Below are 23,912 nucleotides of genomic sequence, written 5' to 3'. Positions count from 1 at the left end.
AAAACGCCAATACGAGCGTAGTTGATTTATGATATCAAATATTGATATTTCCTAATTAAGAATATTCGGCTTGGCCACTCATAATAACTACACCAAAATTGGCTTAATTAGTAGGTTAACAATGCCTTAGCGTGCAGTAGTGATCGTGAAAAATAAATTCAATGTCTTTGCTCGAGCTTTGTACCTTTTTCGCATTTTTGAAACAGGTTCACTAGTACTTGCTCTAGCTGGCTTTTATAAGCATATAAAACCAAGGTGTTAAATAAAGCAATAGATATTTGTTGAACTAAATTGGCAATGATTTTTAGCAACTTGGTTAAATACGAGCGTTAATATTTTCCTAACTTTCACTGTACAATACTCCGTAAAAGAATTAATTTACTGAGCGATATACTAATCAATTGTTACTTTATTAAATAGAATTAAACTAGCAAAAATGAGATATACCTTATAGGAAATATAACTGTGAAAGCTAAATTTTAGGTTTAGTGCATTTGGGTGCTATTGCTCGCTTAAAAAGCGGTGCTGATTTTGGCAAATGTTCACTTAATTGCTTGATACGTGTTGCATTTGACGGGTGAGTAGACATAAATTCGGGTGGCGCACCTTTTGAAATTTTCGCCATATTTTGCCAAAGTTTAATACTTGCTTCGGGATCAAAGCCTGATTTAGCCATTAAATCTTGACCAACAATATCCGCTTCACTTTCATGACTACGGCCATAAGGCATTAACACGCCGTATTGAACACCTAAGCCTAAACCTGCCATGACGGTATTGCGACTTTCAATATTCTGACTTTCTAGTAAAACATTAACCAAGGACAAGCCCATTTGACTGGCCTGGTTTGATGATAAGCGCTCATTTGAATGACGCTCAATAACATGGCCCACTTCGTGACCAATAATTGCGCCTAACTGGTCTTGATCTTCTGCTACTTTTAAAATACCTGTATAAACACCAATTTTCCCACCCGGAAGCGCAAAAGCATTTACTTGTGCAGAATCAAACACCACAACTTCCCAAGCACCATCGTGAGCAGATTTTGGCACGTTGACAGTAATCGCATTGGCAACACATTGCACATAACGGTTGATTACTATTGATTGACTAATTTTTTCTTTCGTTTTCATTTCTTCAAATGAAGCACTGCCCATTTTATTCAGTTCGCTATCAGACATCATCATTAATTGTGAACGGCCGGTAGAAGACTTTGCACAGCCTGTTAGTACTATAACGGTAAGACAAATTGCTAATTTAATTTTCATGGTACTTCTGCTTGCTAAAATAAATTATTTATTGGCTTATATTAAGGAATGAGAATGGAAATATCTATGATTAATTTATAAGAATTTACGTAAACTTATTAATGATTTACTCGCCTGAGATTAAATGAGAATGAGGTACCTTCGCCAAGTGTACTTTGTACTTTAATGTCAGACTTTAATAGTTCTAACAATTTTTTGGTGATCGCTAAGCCTAAACCTGTGTGTTTATTCTCGTCTTGTATCGCATTGCTCGCACGATAACGAGTGTCAAAGATATAAGATAACTCTTCTGCTTTTATACCAGTGCCGTTGTCCGCAATGGTCAATCGACATTGATTTTCACTAAATTCGTCAATGGCAAAAACAATTTTACCATTATCAGCAGTATGACGAATTGCGTTCTCAAGTAAGTTACTGATCACCCGCTCAAGTTTAGCGATATCACTGTGCACTTGAGTATAAGAACTGCTTGGTTTTACCGAAATATCAATATTTTTTGCACTAGCTTCTAGATTAAATTTAGCCATAACATCATATAATAATTCAGCTAAATTAAAGCCTTCAAAGTTTAATGAAACTTGTCCACCTTCTAAATGAGCAAGCTCAAATATTTGATCAATAAGCAGCTTCAATTGTAAGGTGTTTTTTAGCACGGTATTAATATACTTACCGCGAGTTTCACTACTTAGTTCATCACCTTTATGGGCAATCATTTCAATATACCCTTGTAAAGATGACAACGGAGTTCGTAAATCGTGCGAGATATCAGCAAGCAGTTCTCGTCGTTGGACATCACTTTGTTGTAACAAGGTTAATTGACCATTAATTTGATTAACCATTTCTTCAAACGCAACACCTAACTGATGTACTTCATTACTGCTGTTTGCCATCCATGACGTTATACTAATTTTAGATTTATCAAAGCCCGCTTCTTTAAGCTTTTGAATATCACGATTAAGGCGACGAAGTGGTCGAGTGAAATAGTAGAATATCCCAAGCATAACAATGAAAAGGAAAAGTAATGCACCAACTAGCATCACCATTGAAAGCTCTGTTTGACGATCAGAATCTAATCGACTGTAAGCTGATTCGTAACGTTCGCCAGCTACAATAACATAGAGGTACCCCCTTAATTCACTACCATTAAAAACAGGCGCAGCAGAAAATATTTTTTGACGAGTTTCATGTTGAGGATCATCGCCATAAATAGGCAAACTCATTTGGTTTTGCGTTAGCTGAATAAGAGGTTTTAGATCAATCCGTTCACGTTTTATTAAAGAAGGAGTTATTGAATGCGTTAAAATATCACCGCTAGGATTAACAAAATAAAACTCGAACGCTGGTCCTAATACCATCAGGGTATGAAATAAATTTTTCAGCGCTTGATGGTCGTACGCTCCTTGTTGTAGCAAAGGGTTATCACGTGCCAAACTAGCGGCAAGTGAAAGGTGTAAATGCTGCTCTGATTCATAACGTGTGGTTTGCTCTAAATGCTCGGCCCAAACAAAGAACACACTGATAATGACAATAAATACCACTAACAATGACAAGGAAAGTCTGTGGTAAAGAGATAATTTCACGCAGCAACACCTTGACGACTTAATTTATACCCAACACCCCAAACTGTTTGCACTATCTCCGGCTTAGTGGCATTACGTTCAACTTTATTTCGTAAACGATTTATATGTGAATTCACAGTATGCTCATAGCCGCTATGATGATAGCCCCAAACAGAACTGAGTAATTGCTCACGAGAAAATACCTGATCAGGGTGTGAAGCTAAATAGAATAATAAATCAAATTCAGTTGAGGTTAGTTCAACGCTTTTACCATTAAGCTTTGCACTGTGAGAAATATTATCAATTTGCAAAGCACCTAATGTAAGATATTGTTCAGGCGTTTGTTTTTCTAATTGTTGCTGACTAATTTTTGATAGCAAGTGCACTCGGCGCAATTGGCTGCGCACACGTGCTTGTAATTCTCGAACACTAAAAGGCTTAGTCATGTAGTCGTCAGCACCAAGCTCGAGACCCAATACACGATCGATTTCACTATCTCTTGACGTTACCATTAGAATTACCTGCTCGGGTTTTTGCTCTCTTAATTGCCGACAAACATCAAGCCCAGACATTCCGGGTAGCATCACATCAAGCAATACTAAATCATAATGTTGGGTCGCTAATTTATCTAAGGCGGCTTCACCGGACAAACAATGTTCTACTGTCACGCCTACTTCTTCTAGACTCAAAGTGACTAAATCGGCAATATCTTGTTCGTCTTCAACAACCAGTATGGTATCCATGCTTTGCTCCAGCGTTATTATCATTATCTATAAGAACATTGGCACAGATACAAAATTAGCGGCTAAACCATGAAATTAACATCATGGTTTAGCATTAATGATTACTCTACTCGAGTAACTGATATCGCTAAGGTTGGATTGTCAAAACGATGTGCTTGAGTTAGTACTGATTGCATTAAGCCGTCATCATTACTAACAACACCTGAGTGCATACTGATAAAATCAACATCATCACGTTCAACATTAAAACCTTCTCCGCCAGCAGCAGGACCTGGTATTGTTGCCATCGTTTCACTATTTTTCTCTGTGCCTGAATCATAAGAACTTGTTCGCAACGAAATACTTTCGCCAACAGCCATATTTTCTAATGACATCGCATTTATTCCACTAAAAGCGTCATTAGTATTCACTAGCATAGTTGCTGTAGACAACATCATAGGTTTTGTATCAATTAGACTCACCGATACAGTATCGCTCATACCAGGCATAATAACACCAGAACCACTAGCACCAGCTAGCACCATATCCTGTGCAAGCACTTCTGAATTATCACCACTTTCAGCCAAGTTTTCTAATGCAACAGTGGCGCTAGCACCGAGTTCAAACAAAGCACCTTCATTATGTAAAATAACAGCAACAGGTGATAATGGTTGAGCATTGGTTAAGTTTGTTACGCTAACTTCATAAGTATAAGTTACCGGTGCTGGAGGCGTTGGAGTAACTGGCTCTGGTGTTGAATTGTTATCACTACCGCCACAAGCTGATAATAAAATCGTAAAACCTATTGCCGACCAGGTACCTTTACGGGCAAACTGATTTTTATAAGAAATAGTCATAATAGTCCCCTATTTTACTGTAACAGTGACACGAGCAACAGGGTTTAACCAACGATGTACCGTATTATCTAAATCGCTTTTACCTGCAGTTAAATCATCATCACCTAAACTACCACGATGAATATGAACCGTTTTATTTGACTCTTCAGTAGTAACACCCGTACCACCTGTACCTGCATCCATACCTGGGGCAACAGGAATGCCTAAAGCGCCAGGAGCGCCAGCACCATTAATAACTTCATTATTAGCTTCAGTACCGGCATCATATGCGTTGACATTAAAAGTATAAGTACCTGCTTCAGTTGGGATTTTCCAACCACTTACACCAGCAAAGCCGTCATTGGTTGGTAATAACATAGTAACAACTGACAGATAACCATTGCCTTCATCTGTACTTAACATCGCTGTTGTTGATTCACCTGGAGCAAGTAATCCTTCGGCAGGATTTGCTGCATTATTGGCATTTACACCTTCAAGTAAAGTAACGAGGCCCGAAATATTACCGCCTTCAGCCATCATCTGTAATTCTGGTGTCGCAGCAGTGCCTGAACTAAATAATGACATGCTGTCATCATGAGCTGACATTAAAATAGGTGTGTAATAAATACCTTGAGTAAGGTTAGTAAATTTTATTTCTAATTCTTGTGCCATTAACGCTGAGCTTGAAAGCGCTAATGCTATAGCTGATGCTGTTTTAATAAATTTCATAAGTTTCCCTTGATGACTAAATAATTTCGTCTTTAGTATGCAAAGGAAACATTGCTAAACTTTCACAAATTTATCACAAATTTATCACAAATACTTAAATTAAAAGTAATGAAATTTATTTGTTGATTAGCGTGTCTCGACCCTTTCCTACACCGTAAACATCGTTAGGATAAAAGCCAAGAGTAACGTGAAAGTTTTTGTTTTTTAAGAGTAAGTTTTGACGCATAAATTGCCCGTCACTTGAAGATGCCACGACAAAGTAACTAGTCTTATTGTCTTTTTCGACCTTACCTAAACCGTGTAACGTGACACGAATTTTTTGTGATATTTTTAATTTTTCTTTATTAATTGTTTGATATTCGTATGGGTTTACGAAAGTAACATGAAAAGATTGATGATCACGCGCGGCTTGATGCTCACGATAAGTGATATATTGCTCTTTACCTAACTCACCTTTTAGCTGTGATAAGTAACGCTCCAATTCAACTTCAGAAACTTCCCCCCCCAAATAAGCCAAACCCGTACTGTCTTGCAACTCACGAATATCAAGCGTTAAGGTTTTCTCAAAATTAAGAAGTAGTTGCTCTTTTTCCTCGGTATATTCTGCCATTGCTCTTGCTAATGTACTGGCTTTTTTAGCTACTGGTAACTGTTCAATTTCAGCAGTTTTCGCTACAGGTAAGTGCTCTGGTGTAACCGCTAAAGCAAAGGTCGTATTAGTTAAAGTAACTGATGCGATTGCAACAGCACAAAAAAACTGACTTATTACTGGCTTTCCGATCATAATTTTCTCAATGCTAATTATTTTATTAATTAATGCAAATTAAACTGTATTAACTTGCGCTCAGTGCATAATTAAATTTAGTATTTCTTTTTTGACGCTGACAATTACCAATATTAAACGATATACTGACGATATAATTCACAAAAAAAATCAAAGTATTATTTTCCTAATGAAACCACCTGTTAGCCCTGAACTGTTCAATTATATCGCTATATCTTTATCACGATTTAAGTGGCAATTATTAGCTTGGAGCGCATTCTTTTTCTGCTTGTTTATTTTATTGCAAAGTCAAATACAGTTTAATACTCCAAGCCCATTGGTGTGGCTAGCAATATTTATTTTATTTACCGCGATAGAGAGTTTAGTTATTGCCGCGTTCATTTTTTTCTTTCAAGTTCTTCCCTCAAGTCGAGAAAACAATGTGAAATGGCAGCAATTTTATCGCACAATTGAGTGGTGTGAAGCACTACTTTTTACACTGTTGTTACCTCTCCCTATCATCTTATTTATTTATGCCTTCATACAATTAGCCATAATATAACAACTCAATGGTAGAATAACTTTGTTAAGTTTTATATATGTCTATGCTTTTGTGCATAAGCACCTAGCAGCACAAAAATAGCGAGTACTAGTGGGAAAATATAATGCGTCGGCACTAAAGCAAACTGTTGGGCTAATAACTTGGTTAACCAGATGGTTAATAAACCATAACCAAAAGCGCAAACTGCAACAAAAGTTAAACACCGAACAATAAAATGCTGCTTGGAAACAAGCCTACGAACAACATTATTAATATCATTGCCGAATATCACTAAGACTGTTGCAACAATCGCCAAAGCCGTTTGATATTGGTAACCGCGAAACCATTGCCCTACTTCAATTAACAATTCGGTCATAAATCCTCTAAAAATTATTCAAGTGAAACCAGTTTATGGTTTGGATTATGGCTCAAAATTAGTGCTAAAAACGCCAAACCGGTTTACTTCAAATATCACATAGCCATTAAAGCGATATATAGCATTAAATTTAGGCGTTAATCAACGTTATCATTTCATCTTCAGTTAACACCGCCACACCTAAACCTTGTGCTTTAGTCAGCTTTGAACCAGCTTTTTCGCCAGCAACTAAATAATGTGTTTTAGCAGAAACACTACCTGATACTTTTGCGCCTAAGGCTTGTAATGCCGCCTTAGCTTCACTTCGGCCCATTTGATTTAACGTGCCAGTAATCACAAAAGTCTGATCTTTTAACGGTAATTCATCATCACTTTTCACCTCAATTACTGGCCAAGACATAATCGCCTCAAGCTCTTCTACGACTTCAATGTTGTGGCTTTGACCAAAAAAGTTAACAATATTTTTTGCCACAATAACGCCAACATCAGGGACTTGTTGCAGTTGCTCTTCAGTCGCTAACTTAATGGCATCAAAGCTGAGAAAGTAAAGTGCTAGGTTAGATGCTGTGGTTTCACCAACTTCTCTGATACCTAAAGCATAAACAAACTTAGCCAGTGTGGTCGTTTTAGCTACTAAGAGTCCGTTAATCAGGTTATCAGCAGATTTTTTCCCCATGCGTTCCATGGTGCTAACATCAAGTTCAGTTAGTTTAAATAAGTCTGCAGGTGTTTTTATTAAGCCTTCATCAACGAGTTGCTCGACTAACTTATCGCCTAAGCCGTCAATATCAAGCGCTTTACGAGAAGCAAAGTGCTTAATTGCTTCTTTACGTTGTGCTTGACAGTACAAACCACCAGTACAACGCAATACAGCTTCGCCTTCTGCTTTCATCACTGCTGATTGGCAAACAGGGCACTCGGTTGGAAAGCTAATAGTTTGTGCATTTTCAGGGCGACGTTCAATTACCACACTAACGATTTGTGGTATCACATCACCAGCTCTGCGAATAATTACGGTATCGTTAATTTGTATACCAAGGCGGTTAATCTCATCTTGATTATGTAACGTAGCATTACTGACGGTAACGCCACCAACAAATATCGGTTTAAGACGTGCTACAGGCGTAATCGCGCCAGTACGACCAACTTGAAAGTCAACCGCTTCTAGAAGTGTGAGTTCTTCTTGCGCCGGAAACTTATAAGCGGTTGCCCAACGTGGCGCTCGTGCCACAAAGCCGAGTTGTACTTGTAACTCAATATTATCAACTTTAAAAACAGTCCCATCAATTTCATAACTTAAGTCATCGCGCTGCTGCAAAATGTCTTGATAAAAATTCTCTACTTGTTCAGCGTTATCAAGTAATTTAACCTCAGGACACATAGGCAAACCTAATGCTTTTATTTGGCATAAACGTTGATAGTGAGAATTAGCTAGCCAAGTTTCGTCAATACCTTCGTCGTCATTAGCCTCACTTGCGCCAACATAGCCAATACCGTACGCGTAAAAAGCGAGGTTACGCTTAGCAGCCACTTTTGAATCTAATTGACGTAAACTTCCTGCAGCAGCATTACGCGGATTAGCAAAGCCTTTTTCGCCTTTTTTAATTGCTTGTTGATTTAAACTTTCAAAACTCGCTTTTGGCATAAAGACCTCACCGCGAACTTCTAGAATATCCGGATAATCACTGCCCTGTAATCGCAGTGGGATTGATTTTATTGTGCGAACATTCTCAGTAATATTTTCACCGACATTGCCATCACCACGAGTTGCGGCTTGAACAAAGACACCATTTTCATAACGCAAGCTCACTGCTAAACCATCTAACTTAGGCTCGGCGCAAATAGAAAAGTCATACTCAGATTTCAAACGATCTTTAATACGTTTAACAAAAGCCTGCCACTCATCAGGAGAAAATACATTATCGAGTGACAACATAGGTAACTGATGAGTCACCTGGCTGAATGATTTAAGCGCTATTCCGCCGACTTTCTGGCTTGGAGAGTCAAGTGCTTTTAATTGCGGAAATTCAGCTTCCAACGCCAATAGTTCACGCATTAATCTATCATATTCAGCGTCAGGGACACTCGGCTCATCAAGGACATAATATTGATGGTTGTATTGATGAATAAGCTGACAAATTTCAGCCATACGAATAATAGTAACTTGTTCAGACATATTGAATTAACTTTAGATTATTTTAAGGTAATGAGAATAATTAAATTCAACAAGGCAGCAGTATTTAACAACTGACCTTGTTGATATGATGATGATGTCATAAAGCTAGTGTGAAGCTATGCGACTTTTACGTTCAAACTCACGAATAATACCCATGTAATGCTGTTCAGCTTGTTTAGTCATAACATTGCGTTTGTCATCAAGTAACTGTGCTTTAAATTCAACCGCTAGCTGTTTCGCAGCATTTAACATTTTTTCAAACACCTCAAAAGCATCGCCGGTATTTGGCAAAGTCATAAATAAAGTGACACCTTGAGTACTAAAATTTTCGATATCATCAAGGTCAAAGGTGCCCGGGTTCATCATATTAGCTAAACTAAAAGTGACTTGGCCGTTACCTGCATTGTCTTGGTGACGATGAAAAATATTCATTTCACCGTACTTTAAACCCAAAGTTAATAATGTGGGCAGCAAAGCAGCCCCTGACATAGCTTGCCCTTCTGGCATAACAACAGAAAGTACAATAACTTGTGGCGTTATTTCAACAGTTTTCTCTGCAGATTTTTCTTCCGTTGCTGACATGCTCGGCATATCTCTTACGGCTTCATCACCAAAGTTGATTTCCAATTGATTACGCTTAATAGCAGCTTTACGCGTATCCTTCTTTTGAACAGCAGATGATGCCACTGCTACCTTAGGCTTAGCCTGAATAACAGGTTCTTGATAAAGCGGCTTCGAAATAGTTTGCTCGGGCTCTAGTATTGTTAAATTTTCTTCAGTTTCTGATTCTGTCGATTCAGGAAAAAAGTTTTTTCCATAATTATCTTCATCAGAATAGTCTGGCGCATCAGACAGGGCCTGTTGTTTTAAATGCTCAGGGACTTCTTCGGTTTCATTTAGCAAAGCACCAAAGTTAAGCCCTCGTTCTTTTTCTTCAAATTCCGCTAAAGGAACATTATCAGGCATAGGCTTACCCGAATGAAACTCTTTACCATCTTCAACAGTATGTGATTCGAGCGCGCTTTCATCATTTTTTGGGTTATTCCCAATAACTTTTGGCTTGCTGACACCGTCTTGATCAAAGCCAGATCCGTCAAAGCCTCGTGATTCAGGCACCACAGGTTCATCTTTAGTTTTTAGCTTATAAGGATTTTTTTGTTTTCTTATCGTCCAATAGCCATGAATAAAAATGGCTGCTATCACAATAGCACTGATAATAATTAATGTATTTCTGAAATTACCTTCCATTACCTAACCTATTCTTTTACTTTCTTTTTATGCTTCTGACATCGCGACAGCTTCATCAATATCAACCGCTACCATACGTGAAACTCCAGGTTCAAACATAGTAACACCTGTTAAATGTGATGCCATCTCCATTGCTATTTTATTGTGACTTATATATATAAATTGTACAGTTTTCGACATTTCTTGCACTAAATTACAAAATCTGCTGACATTGGCATCATCTAATGGCGCATCAACTTCATCCAACAAACAAAATGGTGCAGGGTTAAGTCGAAAAATGGCAAAAACTAATGATAATGCGGTCAGCGCTTTTTCTCCACCAGATAATAGATGAATCGTACTATTTTTTTTGCCTGGCGGCCTTGCCATTATTGTAACACCTGTATCAAGTAAGTCTTCACCGGTTAATGTTAAGTATGCCTGACCACCGCCAAATACTTTTGGAAAAAGCTTTTGCAAGTCATTATTAACCTGATCAAAAGTCAATTTAAACTTATGCCGACTTTCTTTATCTATTTTTGCTATGGCGGATTCTAACGTCGCAATAGCACTAATGAGATCTTTATCTTGTTGATCTAAATAGTTTTTACGTTCAAATTGTGTTTCGTACTCTTCAATGGCAGCTAAGTTTATCGCACCTAATAGTTGAATATCTTTTGCCAATTTAATGAGTTGTGCCTGCCAAAGCGATTCTTTTGCATGCGCTGGCATTTCGATAGCTACACTATCAATGTTTTGCTGTAGTTCGGTCAATACCTCCATGGCATTTTCCGCTCGTAATTTGAACCCTTCGCTGTCTAACTGTAAACGAGCAAGCTGCTCATTAAGTGTACTCACCTTGTTATGGCTGGTTTTCGCCGCCAACTCTAATGCTGATAACTGCGTTTGGCTATCATTTAGTGCTTGCTGATTAAATTGTAACTTTTCATTAATTGCTGACAGGTTATCAAGCCATTGCGGCAAGTTTTGTTCAAACTCCTGCAAAGGTGTATTACTTTCACTGACCACTTGAGTGTTAGCTGCAACTCTTTGCGTTAGAATATTAATGTTTTCTTGGTTTGCGCGAATCGTTTGTTCACGCTGTACTTGCTGGCTTTTTAATTGTTCTATTGTTAAACCAAATTGATGACGTTGACGATGTAATTCTTGACTTCGTCGCTGAATTTTTTCTATCACTGTTTGTAATTTTGATTGTTGCACTGAATAGTCTTGTGAAACACCTTCACCTTCATTCGATAATACCGCAAGCTGCTGCTGTGAACTCGCTAGTTGCTGCTGAGCATTCGCTTGGTTTTTTCTTTCATTGTCAATTTGACTCTGCAAGCTTTCTCGCTCACGTTGCTGATGTTGTTGCTCTTGCTGATATAAAGATAAAGCTTTTTCAACTTGATGTAACTCATTTTGTTGCTGTTCAATGCTGGCACTTGTAGCAATTTTATCTTGCTGCAATTTGTTTAACAGTTTCGATATTTTAGTTAGCTGTTCTTCAAGAATAGTTTGTTCACTAATCAATGACCGCAATTGTGCTTGTTCTGACTCTAGATGACGTTGCAAGCTAATATAGTCGTAACCTTGCTCAAATTTACCTTTTCTTAAAGTGTACTGACTTAACCAGGTGCCATCAGGGCAAATTAAGCTTTCATAACTGGAAATATTAACTAATTGCTGTTTAGCATTATTATAGTCAGTGGCTAGTAATATATTATTAAACCAAGGAATAAGTTCACTAACGCCCGATATTTTGCTGGCTAAGCTATTAACAGTTATTTCACTACCTACCGGGTTATTAATTTTACTATTGTTGAAAGCAAAACACAGAGTTGCAGGCGTTAAATTTTCACCATTATCTGCTTCAGGCAAGATGTCAATTAAATGACCTGCTAATAAATGTGATAATACCACTTCAACAGCAAACTCCCATCCAGGCGCAACATCAAGTTGACTTTGTATGCCTTCATAAGCCAAGTTATTTTGTTCAGCAAACCATTGTGCTTGGTTTTTACTCCACAAAGATTTGTCAGCAAGTTTAGCGTTAATATCAGCAATAATTTGCTTTTTAACCGCTTGTTGTGCAGTTAAAGTTGAGAATTGCTGATGTAATGCTTGGTTTTTCGTCGTTGATTGATGCTCATCAACAGCAAACTCATTCACTTGGCTACGCGAACGTTCAATAGCACCAACAATACTATTTCTTTTTTTCTGATGCTCAGCACTGACTGAATCATTTTTTATCGGTAATTCAGCAAGTTGCTTATTGAATTCTTCAAGTCGAGATTGCGTTTGTTCAAGTATTGTTTTTTGCTGCGTAATATCCGCATGCACTTGCAGTTTTTTCTGTTGGTAGTCATCACGCTTTTGTTGTTGCTGCTGCCATAAAACATGCAATTGCTTCTGCTGACTTTGCTGCTCTGCTAACTCATTTTGCTTACCATTTAATTCCGTTTCAATTGTTTGTAATTGCGGTTGCTGCTCTACTAATTTTTTAACACATGTTTGTAACTGTTCTTGCTCAGTTAACACCAGTTGTTGAGCATTCAATAATTGCTGCTGCGTGAGCACATTATCTGATTGCGACTTTGTTGCCTGTTCTTTCAAATGCTTTATATTTTGTTCTGCACGGGTAATATCTTGTGTTAGATTAAGTTTTTGCTGTTGTAACGCTTGGTTACTGTCATTACAGTTAACCACCACTTCTTTTAACTTTATAACCGCCAATTCATGCTGACTAATTTGGGTGTTTTGACTGGCGATTTTATTATCAATTTCAATAATGCGCTTTTGATGTTGTTCTCTTTGTAGATCAAACTTTTGCCAACGCAAAACGGCAAGCTCCGCTTTATATTTTCGCTCTTGTTGTTTCAAGGCACGAAAACGTTTAGCTGCTTGTGATTGCTGGTGTAATTTATCGATTTGTACGTCAAGTTCAACACGAATATCATTCAAACGCGCTAAGTTTTCTCTAGTGTGACGAATTCGGGTTTCAGTTTCTCTACGGCGTTCTTTATATTTAGAAATACCCGCAGCTTCTTCAATAAAAATTCTTAATTCTTGCGGTTTTGATTCTATCAAACGCGAAATAGTACCCTGTTCGATAATCGCGTAACTACGAGGCCCTAGGCCTGTACCAAGAAAAATATCGGTGATATCGCGTCGACGACATTTTGAACCGTTTAGAAAGTAGGTATTCACACCTTCTCGATTCACAACACGACGCACAGCAACTTGGTTGCGATCAGCCATATTCCCTTGAATGCGGCCTTGAGTATTATCAAAGAGTAATTCAACACTGGCTTGTCCAATTGGTTTGCGACTTGCCGCACCATTGAAGATAACGTCGGTCATAGCATCGCCACGAAGGTTTTTTGCTGAACTTTCACCTAAAACCCAACGAACAGCATCAATAATATTCGATTTTCCACAGCCATTGGGTCCAACAATCGCTGTCATTTGTTTTTCAAATGGTACTTTGGTTGGATCGACAAATGATTTAAAACCTGCCAATTTTATATGCTTCAGTCGCATTAAATCGAATAACCTAATTGTTGCACTTTACTGTTAATTAATTCAGCAAAAAAATGCCAAAATTTAAACAATAAAAAAGCAGTAAATAAAAAGCTTAATAATTGCGGCCACTGTAGCAGAAATTGATGTACTTTGTAACATCACAATGCTGTTCATCTGTTAGCTAGGATCCTATAATCGAGCTATGAAGATCAAATAGTTAGGTTAATAAAACATCAATGAACAATAATGATAAAGCTCTTTTAGCAAACGGCGGCGCAGGCTATTTTATTAAAGGCTTTGAACTGATCCGTACCCGCGGTATTCGCCGTTTTGTTTTTATTCCGTTAACGGTCAACCTAGTGCTTTTTGCCAGTGCTTTCTATTATATGTTTCTGCGATTAGAAAGCTACATGCTAACAATTGAAGACTGGCTAGGTGACTCTTTTGCTTGGTTGAGCAGTTTTATTTGGCCATTAGCGGTGTTATTCGTACTGATTATTTTTTCATTTATTTTCAGTTCAGTTGCTAACTGGATAGCAGCGCCTTTTAATGGTTTATTATCAGAAAAAGTAGAAGCGTTATTAACCAATCAATCATTGCACGATGGCGGCGTATTAGATGTTGTTAAAGACATCCCTCGAACCTTAGGCCGTGAAGTGAGTAAACTTGTCTATTATTTACCGCGCGCAATTGGCTTCTTTTTACTGTATTGGATGTTACCTGTTATCGGGCAAGTGCTTTGGTTCTTGTTTCTTGCTTGGATGATGGCTGTACAATATAAAGATTACCCTTTTGATAACCATAAAATTAGCTTTGATGAAATGCGCCTAGCGTTAAAACAGCGACAAGGATTAAGCTATAGCTTTGGTATTACCACTGCAATATTCTCGATGGTTCCGTTTATAAATTTAGTCGTTATGCCGGTCGCCATTTGTGGGGCAACAGCCTTATGGGTCGATCATTATAGAGAAGATTTCGTTGACCGTTCATAAAAATCAAATAACAATCAATAGTTTGTTACTTTTCAAACAAACAGAACAAGCATCAAACATTTTTTGATGCTTGTTTGAACGCACGATAAAATATTCATAAAAACACACGGCGACTATTTTCAGCTCAAATTTGACAGTAAAAAGTACAACGTGCAGACTAAAACAGCTATATCATGCAAGTTATCTATAGATTTACTACGGATCCTTTAATGCCGCCATTACGTTTGCTCCGTAGAAGCCTCCCCTAAGTAGCATATTATTTTTGCTTGTCATACACGCATTGCACATGAAGGAAAGTAAGGATGTTTAACGGTAAATGATTCAGCTGTAGGACGGTAAACTCGCATTCTTACTTCACCGAGAAACGGTATGCGTCATGTTGATATTATACTCGATAAAGAGAGCAGAATGTAAAGCTGGTTCTAATTCTTAAATACCTTTACTCATACATAAAAAAACACCGCCTAATGCGGTGTTTTCTATGCTTTATATACTATTTCGCTGAATAACCAGCAACGGTGTTTAACCAAAGCATTCAGCAGTGAAACAAACTAGTTTAATAAAATAGCGTCAACAGTACCTTGTGCTAAAGGATGGTAACCAGGACGTGCTCTCTTATATACGCCTTGTGCCCACAGCTTGCCTTTAGCTGACTTAGCAAGTTCTTTATACAATGGAACAATCAGTTTTCGACGACCAATAGATTCTAAGTAGTTCGCCATAGCTGGATATACCACATCATAACCTGAGCGTAATGCTAGCAAGTACCAAGCATGTGCGACTTCAGCATTCGTACTATTAGTTAAGTTATATGCCTTATCTAAACTTTCCATACGTTGCTTAGTAATGTCTAATGGCAAGTTATTTAGAAAATGCAACCATTCATGTAATGTCCAAGTTTTAGTTGGCATTTGCGCTAATTCAAGTTGTCCGCTCGTCCATTTTGTAATGTAGTCATCAACAATGATAAATGCATCTGAAGTAGGTTTGGGTGTGTAGCTTGGCAAGCCTTGTTCGTAAATCCACTCATTAACTTCAGCATCACTAACAATACCTGCATACTTATGAGTTAAATTAGCTTTTAAGTATTTAACAAAGTTTTTAGTGCCTAAACTTTGGAATGCGTGATCATCAAAATATTGCATGATAAAAGTATCAAACTTTGCACGGCCAAATTTTTCTTCTAAATACACTAAAAACAACTGACCTTTAGTGTATGGTACACCAGAAAAAGCATCATCTGGATCACGACCTTTTAAATCAATATACAACTGTGTATCGCCTGGTGACAATTCAGCAATTTCGTAACCTAAATTTTGGGCATCAAGCGCACGTTCCATTAATGCACGATCAGCACCAAATACCGCTTCCATAATGCGGTTTTCAACATAACTGGTAAAACCTTCATTTAACCATAGGTCGTGCCAGCTTTCGTTGGTAACTAAGTTACCAGACCAAGAATGTGCTAGTTCATGAGCAATTAAATTAACTAAACTTTTATCACCAGCAACAACCGTTGGGGTAATAAAAGATAATCTTGGATTTTCCATGCCGCCAAACGGGAAACTTGGCGGTAAAATAAGTAGGTCATAACGACCCCAGCGATAAGCACCGAAAAGTTTTTCAGTTTCATCAATCATCACTTGCGTATCATCGAACTCAGCAACTGCACGATCTAGAATGTACTGCTCTGCATAGATACCAGTTTGTTTGCTCATTGCTTTGAATTCTAAATCACCAACACCAATAGCAATTAAGTAAGCAGGAATAGCTTGTGGCATTGAAAATGAATAATCACCATCACGTGCTGTATCTGGTACGTTATTAGCACTCATTACCGCTAAAAGATCATCTGAGGTAGTAATACGCGCATTGTATGTCATGCGAACACTTGGCGTGTCTTGAATTGGTATCCATGAGCGAGCATGAATAGCCTGGCTTTGACTAAACATAAATGGTTTTTCTTTGCCTGCAGTTTGCTCTGGGGATAACCACTGAAGACCTGAAGCTTGTGGTAATGAGTTATAATAGACTCTTAGTTTCGGTGTTTGAAATGAGGTCTTAACGGTAAGTTTAGCGCCCATAACATCATCGCGTTTTGCTAAGCTAAACGCTACATTTCGCCATTGGCCATTTGCTGATTTTGCCATAACACGGTGAACTTCTAGATCACGAGTATCTAAATAAACATTAGCAACATCGTTGCTTAGCCAGTTTAAACTTAACTCAGCAAAGCCTTTTAAAGATTTCTCTTCAAAATCAACGGCTAAATCTAAATATAGGTGGCTAACCTTAACCTGATCATAGTTGGCATAGGTTAAAGCATCATTGACTTGCGCCATCGCTAATTGAGCCCAAGCAAGCTGCGCAAGACAGCAAATGGTGGCGACAAGACGAATAAAAGTTTTCATAAATTGTATCCAAAACGAAAGAGGCCTGTAGATTACAGTGAATCTACAGGCCTCTTCAAGTGCTAATTGTGGCTTAATTTATTAAGGTTGTTCCATACGAATGACAACACGACGGTTTTTGTTACGACCAATAATGGTTTGGTTCGATGCTACATGGCGTTTTTCGCCATAACCTTGGGCTTCTATTCTGCTAGCATCAATACCACTACTAACAATCAAATCTTTAACATTATTTGCTCGTAATTTTGATAGCTTAAAGTTGACGTTTCTAGGACCATAGCTATCAGAATAGCCATCCACTAAAACCAATTCTAATTTAGGATCAAGCGATAAATATTCAACAATCATATTCATCCGCTTTTGTGATGACTTGGTCAGTTTATCTGAGCCAAATTGATAGTTGAGTACGGTATAAGAAATATCATCGAAGCTGAAGTTTAATAAATTACCAACACAGCCAACGAAGTCTTGATAAGCTTTTTGAAAACGCGCAGTTGACAAACCAACGCTAATTTTTTCATTCTCGCTATACCAATCATTATAATAAAAAGTTGGGCTCATGCCCTGGTCAAGCTCATTAAGCATGTTCCAAGCAATTTTCTTTGGCAAGCCAGGTGAGAATTGTTTATGTAACTTCATGTTTGCCATGATTCTACCGCTAATTCCAGGACGCCAATTCGGCGCCTCAGAGCGTACTTCTGCTAACGAGTAACTGTCTGGCAATCGCATCATATCTAATTCAAATTCCATATTCATTTTTCGATTAGCAGAGCTATAAAATTTAGCTTCACCATAACGTGGGATTTGATGTGACAAGGTACATTGTAGACGCGAATTATCAGTTAACTGCCAATTTGAGTTTTCTATATCGGCACTATACTGCCTGATGCCAGCATTTGTCTGGGCAACAATCAGTGATAAGGCAACTAAAGTAAGCAATTTTTTCATAACTATAATCTTCATGCTCGTTAAGCTAATGTAGATAGCGATAATGACTCTATCGACATAATTATTAATAACTTTAGCAGCAAAACACTATTTACCAAAATAAAATTGCCTGCTTTGAACTTTCGTGATGCCTTAGCCTTCAATCTCTGAGATAATCACATCAATTTATTATCTAAGCAAAATTTACCTACTCTATGTCTGACAATTCAAATTCTAAAAAATCAACTACCGACAAATCATTATTTGCTCAACGCTTTCGCGGTTACTTTCCTGTCGTTATTGATGTTGAAACTGCAGGATTTAATGCCCAAACCGATGCCTTGTTAGAAATTGCCGCCACGACATTATCATTAGACGAAAGCACAGGGAAATTTAGTTTAGACGAAACTATACACTTTAATGTTGATCCATTTGAAGGGGCAAATTTAGAGAAAGCAGCGCTTGAGTTTACCGGTATTGATCCAGCAAATCCATTACGTGGAGCTGTTGATGAAAAAGAGGCAATGACAGAAATATTCAAATTAGTGCGTAAGAAAATGAAAGCAGCAGGTTGTCAACGCGCAGTTATGGTCGCTCATAATGCAGCTTTTGACTTAGGCTTTGTTAATGCAGCTACTGAGCGTTGTTTAATAAAACGTTCACCATTTCATCCTTTCGTTAGTTTTGATACCACCACGCTTTCCGGTTTGGCCCTCGGACAAACTGTACTAGCAAAAGCTTGCGCAGCTGCTGGAATTGACTTCAATAATAACGAGGCCCATTCAGCCCTCTACGATACAGAGAAAACAGCTGAGCTATATTGCCATATCGTTAATAAGTGGCAACAATTAGGTGGTTGGCCTTTAGCTGACATTACCGACGAAGCCGAATAATGAGCTTTATAAAATTAGCTTTTCAAGCTCAATATAAGTTAACGATTAAAATAATGATTTAGCCCTTCGTCGGTTATTTACTCTAAAAAGCAAATTCCTAAGGGCAAAGATCATTAAGCACAAAGCTAAGAGTTGCAATGCTGCAACTGTCGTATTTAATATCAAAATGATTGCTATGGCAAAATAAGCATAAGGTAAGTATTCGTAAACAATAAGTGGTAGTGCCTGCTTATTACTATTCCCCTTAAAACGATCAACTCGACGATTAGCTGAACGAATCACCAAGGTAATACAACCTGCACAATAAAATAACGCTACTGAAGCATAAACTATACCAGTATCATGATATAACAACAGATATGCACAAATTAAAAAATATAAAAATGGCAGGTTTTCATAAATAAATTTTGGATAAAACATCACAGCCTCCTTGCTATATTTTACCTACTACTACTGTTAATTCTGGCCAACGGTCATTAAACCATTTTACAGTCAATTTTATTCCGCTTTAATACAAATATAGTCCTATCGCTCACGATTAACAATTCGTATAGCAAAATACAAATCAGCCAATGTTGTAACGCAGCCTTAACAATATGGTTTTCTGCCTGGTGCACCTCAGCATATAGCTTCACAGCAATATAATAAAACAACTAAAAGGACGTTATTAGTTCTCAGTGACTTTAAGAGTTAGCCGAGTAATGTAATACTTTTTAGGTACATCGCCATTCATTCACATCCCTGTGATCATGGCATACCGTTCCTCATGAACATAAAAAAGCCGCGATAACGCGGCTTTAAACTGATAATTTATTTAAAAATAAAGTTCTTAATTAAAGTGTATCAGCATTATCTGTAAGGTAAGAAGCAACACCTTCTGGAGAAGCTGTCATGCCTTTATCACCTTTATTCCAACCAGCTGGACATACTTCACCGTGCTCTTGGTGAAATTGTAATGCGTCAACCATACGGATCATTTCGTCAACGTTACGACCTAGTGGTAAATCATTAACTACTTGATGACGAACACTACCTTCTTCGTCAATTAAGAAAGAACCACGGAAAGCAACACCTGCTTCTGGATGCTCAACGTCATATGCTTTACAAATTTCATGTTTAACATCAGCAACTAGCGTGTATTGAACTGGACCAATACCACCATCGTTTACTGGTGTGTTACGCCATGCGTTATGAGAAAATTGTGAATCAATAGAAACACCAATTACTTCAACACCACGGCTTTTGAATTCTTCCATGCGGTGATCAAATGCTAAAAGCTCTGAAGGACATACGAAAGTAAAATCTAGTGGGTAGAAAAATACTACCGCTTTTTTACCTTTAATCGCTTGTGCTAGGTTAAAGCTATCAACAATTTCACCTGAACCTAAAACTGCTGCAGCTGTGAAATCAGGTGCTGGACGACCGACTAATACACTCATTATATTCTCCAATTTTTTAAAATATTATTATTTCTTTAACGTTAACATCACCTAGTATGGTGGCGTTAAGTTGTAATTCAATAGCTACTCAGCACTTTCTTCTGAGCTATGCTTAGCAGCTGTTTCTTTAACTAAAGTTTGTAATTCACCTTGTTGGTACATTTCCATAATGATGTCACAACCGCCAACTAATTCGCCGTCAACCCATAGTTGTGGAAATGTTGGCCAATCTGCATACTTTGGTAATTCAGCGCGAATATCAGGATTTTGTAAAATATCAACATAAGCAAACTTTTCGCCACAAGCCATTATTGCTTGTGATGCTTGTGATGAGAAACCACAGCTTGGCAATTTCGGGGAGCCCTTCATATAAAGAAGAATATTGTTTTCGCTGATTTGTTCTTTAATACGTTCGATAGTATCCATAATAACCTCTAAAAATTAATACCTATTGCGCTCAATACTTAATGAAAACTGACTAAATACACAGAACAATAAATACTAAAGCAAAAAATTTATATATTAAAACGAAATAGCCTTGATAAAATCTATGGTAATACCTATATACTTGGGTAAACTATGCAAGCTTTAATACCCGAGTAGTTTACTAGGTTTTAGAAAAAAACAAACTACTTCTTTACGTTTGCATAAGAATAAATTTTTATAATAATATCCTGGAGAATATAATGGCTATCGAATTACCGGCACTACCATATGCAATGGACGCCCTAGTACCACACATTTCACAAGAAACATTAGAATTTCACTACGGTAAGCACCACAACACTTACGTTGTAAAATTAAACGGTCTTATTGAAGGTACTGATTTCGAAGGTAAGTCTTTAGAAGATATCGTTAAATCATCTTCTGCTGGTGTTTTTAACAATGCTGCACAAATTTGGAACCACACATTTTACTGGAACAGCCTAAGCCCAAATGGTGGCGGTGAGCCAACGGGTGCATTAGCTGACGCAATTAATGCAAACTTCGGTTCTTTTGACGAATTCAAAGCTAAATTTACTGATAGTGCTATCAATAACTTTGGTTCAAGCTGGACTTGGTTAGTTAAAAACGCTGACGGTAGCCTTGCAATTGTAAACACTTCAAATGCAGCAACACCATTAACTGAAGAAGGTGTAACGCCACTTTTAACAGTAGATTTATGGGAACACGCATACTATATTGATTACCGTAACCTTCGCCCAAGCTACATGGCAGGTTTCTGGGCATTAGCAAACTGGGATTTTGCTTCAGCAAACTTCGCTTAATAGCTCGAGAAAACGTTTTTCAAAAAAATAAAGAACCAGAGTTTATTCTGGTTTTTTTTATCATTAATTTTTTAATACTTCCCAAAGTTAACCATTTATTCAATAACATAGCTTCCTATCTTTTTTCTATCGTTACAATTTATTTTGCTATTTTTTAACTGCTTTATAAATTTACAACTACGCTTATAAATAGAAATTGTTAAAAAACACGGTCTAATTATTTATGTAGAGTTTGATAAGTAACGCATACGGTCGAATTATCAGCTCGGTCTGAACGATTTATCTTCTGGAGGCGGTTATGAGTATATTTCAACATTACCAATCACGTTACGATGAAGCACAAGAAGAGTGCTATTCAATTCAAGACTTTCTAAGCTTATGCCAAAGTGACCAAACAGCGTACGCAAGTGCCTCACAACGCTTGCTCAACGCCATTGGCGAACCTGAAATGGTCGATACATCTACCGAGCCTTGCCTAAGTCGAATTTTCTCTAATCGTGTTATTGCCCGCTATCCAGCTTTTAAAGAATTCTATGGTATGGAAGAAGCCATTGAACAAATTGTTGCTTATTTAACCCATGCCTCACAAGGATTAGAGGAACAAAAACAAATTTTATACTTACTTGGCCCTGTTGGTGGTGGTAAATCGTCATTGGCTGAAAAGCTTAAAGCGTTAATGCAGCAAGAGCCAATTTACGTATTAAGTGCCAATGGTGAGCGCAGCCCGGTAAATGATCACCCATTTTGCCTATTTGATGCCAGTTCTGACGGTAAAATTTTACAACAAGAATATAATATTCCTGAGCGTTATCTCAGCACTATTATGTCGCCTTGGGCTGCAAAACGTTTGCATGAGTTTAAAGGTGACATTGCTAAATTTGAAGTTGTTAAAGTTTATCCATCTATTCTCGATCAAATCGCTATTGCGAAAACAGAGCCTGGGGATGATAACAATCAAGACATTTCAGCTTTAGTTGGTAAAGTTGATATTCGCCAACTAGAACATTTCGCCCAAAACGACCCTGATGCCTACAGCTATTCTGGTGCATTATGTCGAGCTAACCAAGGCTTGATGGAGTTTGTTGAAATGTTTAAGGCGCCAATTAAGGTCTTGCACCCGCTTTTAACTGCTACGCAAGAAGGAAATTATAACCCAACAGAAGGCCTTTCTGCCTTGCCATTTAATGGTATTTTACTAGCCCATTCAAATGAGTCTGAGTGGCAAACCTTTAGAAACAACAAAAACAATGAAGCATTTTTAGACCGAGTGTATATTGTTAAAGTGCCTTACTGTATGCGGGTTTCTGAAGAAGTTAAAATTTATCAAAAACTATTAGAAAACAGCGAATTAAATAACGCACAATGTGCTCCTGACACCTTGGAAACCTTAGCGCAGTTTTCAGTGTTATCACGTTTAAAAGATCCGGAAAATTCCAGCGTTTATTCAAAAATGCGTGTTTACGATGGTGAAAGTTTAAAAGACACAGATCCAAAAGCAAAATCGTATCAAGAATATCGTGATTATGCCGGAGTAGACGAAGGTATGTCGGGGCTTTCAACACGTTTTGCTTTTAAAATTCTGTCTCGTGTTTTTAACTTTGACCACCTAGAAGTTGCAGCAAACCCAGTGCACTTATTTTATGTACTTGAGCAGCAAATTGAACGAGAACAACTGCCACAGGAATCAGCAGAACGCTATTTAGAGTTTATTAAAGGCTACTTATCACCACAATACATTGAATTTATTGGTAAAGAAATTCAAACCGCATACCTAGAGTCATATTCAGAATACGGACAAAACATTTTTGACCGTTATGTTACCTACGCAGACTTTTGGATCCAAGACCAAGAGTATCGCGACGCCGAAACAGGACAACTATTTGATCGCGAAGCATTAAACAATGAGTTAGAAAAAATTGAAAAACCGGCAGGCATAAGTAACCCAAAAGATTTCAGAAACGAAATTGTCAATTTTGTACTGCGTGCTAAGGCCAATAACAACGGCAAAAACCCATTATGGACTAGCTACGAAAAATTACGCACCGTTATTGAGAAAAAAATGTTCTCAAACACTGAAGATTTATTACCCGTTATTTCTTTCAATACCAAAACCTCAAATGACGACCAACAAAAACATGATGACTTTGTTGAACGGATGATGACCAAAGGTTACACCAAGAAGCAAGTCAGGTTGCTTTCTGAGTGGTATTTACGGGTTAGAAAATCTTCATAAGTTGTACTTAGTTACAGCCCTTGAACTA

At 37.7% G+C, this 23,912-nt stretch carries 20 protein-coding genes; 5 read left to right on the top strand and 15 right to left on the bottom strand.

Features of this window, described 5'->3' with window-relative positions:
- Nucleotides 1–472 precede the first annotated feature (472 nt).
- The 6 genes from B7C41_RS00390 to B7C41_RS00365 form a co-directional block, all read right to left on the bottom strand.
- Complete coding sequence (locus tag B7C41_RS00390; protein ID WP_085296790.1) at nucleotides 473–1,267, bottom strand: M48 family metallopeptidase; 795 nt, start codon at nucleotides 1,265–1,267, stop codon at nucleotides 473–475.
- 98 nt (nucleotides 1,268–1,365) lie between these two features.
- Entirely contained in the window at nucleotides 1,366–2,847 is a 1,482-nt protein-coding gene (locus B7C41_RS00385) for a sensor histidine kinase (RefSeq protein ID WP_085296789.1), read from the bottom strand.
- A complete protein-coding gene (locus B7C41_RS00380; protein ID WP_235839564.1) occupies nucleotides 2,844–3,569 on the bottom strand; it encodes a response regulator transcription factor in 726 nt (241 codons plus the stop codon). The genes B7C41_RS00385 and B7C41_RS00380 overlap by 4 nt, the downstream gene beginning before the upstream one ends.
- Nucleotides 3,570–3,670: 101 nt before the next feature.
- The gene (locus B7C41_RS00375; RefSeq protein WP_085296787.1) at nucleotides 3,671–4,405 is read right to left on the bottom strand and encodes a spondin domain-containing protein; all 735 of its coding nucleotides are present in this window, start codon (nucleotides 4,403–4,405) and stop codon (nucleotides 3,671–3,673) included.
- A gap of 9 nt (nucleotides 4,406–4,414) precedes the next feature.
- Nucleotides 4,415–5,113, bottom strand: a complete 699-nt coding sequence (locus tag B7C41_RS00370) for a spondin domain-containing protein (protein WP_085296786.1) — start codon at nucleotides 5,111–5,113, stop codon at nucleotides 4,415–4,417.
- Between the two features lie 115 nt (nucleotides 5,114–5,228).
- Nucleotides 5,229–5,897 (bottom strand): hypothetical protein, encoded by a 669-nt coding sequence (locus tag B7C41_RS00365; protein ID WP_085296785.1) that lies wholly within the window; start codon nucleotides 5,895–5,897, stop codon nucleotides 5,229–5,231.
- A gap of 169 nt (nucleotides 5,898–6,066) precedes the next feature.
- Between B7C41_RS00365 and B7C41_RS00360 the strand changes: the two genes are divergently transcribed.
- Nucleotides 6,067–6,438 carry a hypothetical protein gene (locus tag B7C41_RS00360; protein WP_085296784.1) on the top strand — a complete coding sequence of 124 codons (372 nt, stop codon included), beginning with the start codon at nucleotides 6,067–6,069 and terminating at the stop codon, nucleotides 6,436–6,438.
- A 31-nt stretch (nucleotides 6,439–6,469) separates the two neighbouring features.
- Here the strand turns inward: B7C41_RS00360 and B7C41_RS00355 are convergent, their stop codons facing one another.
- The 4 genes from B7C41_RS00355 to smc all read right to left on the bottom strand — a co-directional run bounded on the left by B7C41_RS00355 (nucleotide 6,470) and on the right by smc (nucleotide 13,739).
- Nucleotides 6,470–6,793, bottom strand: coding sequence for a DUF3392 domain-containing protein (locus B7C41_RS00355; protein WP_085296783.1), 324 nt, complete (start codon nucleotides 6,791–6,793; stop codon nucleotides 6,470–6,472).
- Between the two features lie 130 nt (nucleotides 6,794–6,923).
- A complete protein-coding gene (gene ligA / locus B7C41_RS00350; RefSeq protein ID WP_085296782.1) occupies nucleotides 6,924–8,969 on the bottom strand; it encodes an NAD-dependent DNA ligase LigA in 2,046 nt (681 codons plus the stop codon).
- Nucleotides 8,970–9,074: 105 nt separating this feature from the next.
- Nucleotides 9,075–10,217: a cell division protein ZipA gene (gene zipA / locus B7C41_RS00345; protein WP_085296781.1), complete on the bottom strand. Its 1,143-nt coding sequence runs from the start codon at nucleotides 10,215–10,217 to the stop codon at nucleotides 9,075–9,077.
- A gap of 27 nt (nucleotides 10,218–10,244) precedes the next feature.
- The gene (gene smc, locus B7C41_RS00340; protein ID WP_085296780.1) at nucleotides 10,245–13,739 is read right to left on the bottom strand and encodes a chromosome segregation protein SMC; all 3,495 of its coding nucleotides are present in this window, start codon (nucleotides 13,737–13,739) and stop codon (nucleotides 10,245–10,247) included.
- Between the two features lie 218 nt (nucleotides 13,740–13,957).
- Here smc and cysZ point away from each other — a divergent pair, with 218 nt between their 5' ends.
- Complete coding sequence (cysZ, locus tag B7C41_RS00335; protein ID WP_085296779.1) at nucleotides 13,958–14,713, top strand: sulfate transporter CysZ; 756 nt, start codon at nucleotides 13,958–13,960, stop codon at nucleotides 14,711–14,713.
- 551 nt (nucleotides 14,714–15,264) lie between these two features.
- On the opposite strand, the gene B7C41_RS00330 is transcribed toward cysZ, so the two are convergent.
- Nucleotides 15,265–17,124 carry a M1 family metallopeptidase gene (locus tag B7C41_RS00330; RefSeq protein ID WP_085296778.1) on the bottom strand — a complete coding sequence of 620 codons (1,860 nt, stop codon included), beginning with the start codon at nucleotides 17,122–17,124 and terminating at the stop codon, nucleotides 15,265–15,267.
- A gap of 81 nt (nucleotides 17,125–17,205) precedes the next feature.
- Nucleotides 17,206–18,072, bottom strand: coding sequence for a flagellar protein MotY (locus B7C41_RS00325; RefSeq protein WP_085296777.1), 867 nt, complete (start codon nucleotides 18,070–18,072; stop codon nucleotides 17,206–17,208).
- A 194-nt stretch (nucleotides 18,073–18,266) separates the two neighbouring features.
- On the opposite strand from B7C41_RS00325, the gene rnt reads away from it, so the two are divergent.
- Entirely contained in the window at nucleotides 18,267–18,944 is a 678-nt protein-coding gene (rnt, locus tag B7C41_RS00320; protein WP_085296776.1) for a ribonuclease T, read from the top strand.
- 45 nt (nucleotides 18,945–18,989) lie between these two features.
- On the opposite strand, the gene B7C41_RS00315 is transcribed toward rnt, so the two are convergent.
- The 3 genes from B7C41_RS00315 to B7C41_RS00305 all read right to left on the bottom strand — a co-directional run bounded on the left by B7C41_RS00315 (nucleotide 18,990) and on the right by B7C41_RS00305 (nucleotide 20,809).
- Nucleotides 18,990–19,364, bottom strand: coding sequence for a hypothetical protein (locus B7C41_RS00315; protein ID WP_085296775.1), 375 nt, complete (start codon nucleotides 19,362–19,364; stop codon nucleotides 18,990–18,992).
- Nucleotides 19,365–19,777: 413 nt separating this feature from the next.
- On the bottom strand, nucleotides 19,778–20,383 hold the full coding sequence (locus tag B7C41_RS00310; protein WP_085296774.1) for a peroxiredoxin: 606 nt from the start codon (nucleotides 20,381–20,383) through the stop codon (nucleotides 19,778–19,780).
- 84 nt (nucleotides 20,384–20,467) lie between these two features.
- Nucleotides 20,468–20,809: a Grx4 family monothiol glutaredoxin gene (locus tag B7C41_RS00305; RefSeq protein WP_085296773.1), complete on the bottom strand. Its 342-nt coding sequence runs from the start codon at nucleotides 20,807–20,809 to the stop codon at nucleotides 20,468–20,470.
- A 260-nt stretch (nucleotides 20,810–21,069) separates the two neighbouring features.
- Between B7C41_RS00305 and B7C41_RS00300 the strand changes: the two genes are divergently transcribed.
- Together B7C41_RS00300 and B7C41_RS00295 are read left to right on the top strand one after the other, a co-directional pair.
- Nucleotides 21,070–21,651 carry a Fe-Mn family superoxide dismutase gene (locus B7C41_RS00300; protein WP_085296772.1) on the top strand — a complete coding sequence of 194 codons (582 nt, stop codon included), beginning with the start codon at nucleotides 21,070–21,072 and terminating at the stop codon, nucleotides 21,649–21,651.
- A gap of 298 nt (nucleotides 21,652–21,949) precedes the next feature.
- Complete coding sequence (locus tag B7C41_RS00295; RefSeq protein WP_085296771.1) at nucleotides 21,950–23,884, top strand: PrkA family serine protein kinase; 1,935 nt, start codon at nucleotides 21,950–21,952, stop codon at nucleotides 23,882–23,884.
- Nucleotides 23,885–23,912 lie beyond the last annotated feature (28 nt).

The sequence above is a fragment of the Cognaticolwellia mytili genome, assembly GCF_002104475.1.
Taxonomy (GTDB): Bacteria; Pseudomonadota; Gammaproteobacteria; order Enterobacterales; family Alteromonadaceae; genus Cognaticolwellia; species Cognaticolwellia mytili.
The sequence above is the reverse complement of the archived record's forward strand: the minus strand, read 5'-3'. Positions and strand labels throughout refer to the sequence as shown.

Coding starts and splice junctions, on each gene's coding strand:
- B7C41_RS00390 (WP_085296790.1), bottom strand. CDS start 1,267: ATGAAAATTAAATTAGCAATTTGTCTTACCGTTATAGTACTAACAGGC.
- B7C41_RS00380 (WP_235839564.1), bottom strand. CDS start 3,569: ATGGATACCATACTGGTTGTTGAAGACGAACAAGATATTGCCGATTTA.
- B7C41_RS00375 (WP_085296787.1), bottom strand. CDS start 4,405: ATGACTATTTCTTATAAAAATCAGTTTGCCCGTAAAGGTACCTGGTCG.
- B7C41_RS00370 (WP_085296786.1), bottom strand. CDS start 5,113: ATGAAATTTATTAAAACAGCATCAGCTATAGCATTAGCGCTTTCAAGC.
- B7C41_RS00365 (WP_085296785.1), bottom strand. CDS start 5,897: ATGATCGGAAAGCCAGTAATAAGTCAGTTTTTTTGTGCTGTTGCAATC.
- B7C41_RS00360 (WP_085296784.1), top strand. CDS start 6,067: ATGAAACCACCTGTTAGCCCTGAACTGTTCAATTATATCGCTATATCT.
- B7C41_RS00355 (WP_085296783.1), bottom strand. CDS start 6,793: ATGACCGAATTGTTAATTGAAGTAGGGCAATGGTTTCGCGGTTACCAA.
- ligA (WP_085296782.1), bottom strand. CDS start 8,969: ATGTCTGAACAAGTTACTATTATTCGTATGGCTGAAATTTGTCAGCTT.
- zipA (WP_085296781.1), bottom strand. CDS start 10,217: ATGGAAGGTAATTTCAGAAATACATTAATTATTATCAGTGCTATTGTG.
- smc (WP_085296780.1), bottom strand. CDS start 13,739: ATGCGACTGAAGCATATAAAATTGGCAGGTTTTAAATCATTTGTCGAT.
- cysZ (WP_085296779.1), top strand. CDS start 13,958: ATGAACAATAATGATAAAGCTCTTTTAGCAAACGGCGGCGCAGGCTAT.
- B7C41_RS00330 (WP_085296778.1), bottom strand. CDS start 17,124: ATGAAAACTTTTATTCGTCTTGTCGCCACCATTTGCTGTCTTGCGCAG.
- B7C41_RS00325 (WP_085296777.1), bottom strand. CDS start 18,072: ATGAAAAAATTGCTTACTTTAGTTGCCTTATCACTGATTGTTGCCCAG.
- rnt (WP_085296776.1), top strand. CDS start 18,267: ATGTCTGACAATTCAAATTCTAAAAAATCAACTACCGACAAATCATTA.
- B7C41_RS00315 (WP_085296775.1), bottom strand. CDS start 19,364: ATGTTTTATCCAAAATTTATTTATGAAAACCTGCCATTTTTATATTTT.
- B7C41_RS00310 (WP_085296774.1), bottom strand. CDS start 20,383: ATGAGTGTATTAGTCGGTCGTCCAGCACCTGATTTCACAGCTGCAGCA.
- B7C41_RS00305 (WP_085296773.1), bottom strand. CDS start 20,809: ATGGATACTATCGAACGTATTAAAGAACAAATCAGCGAAAACAATATT.
- B7C41_RS00300 (WP_085296772.1), top strand. CDS start 21,070: ATGGCTATCGAATTACCGGCACTACCATATGCAATGGACGCCCTAGTA.
- B7C41_RS00295 (WP_085296771.1), top strand. CDS start 21,950: ATGAGTATATTTCAACATTACCAATCACGTTACGATGAAGCACAAGAA.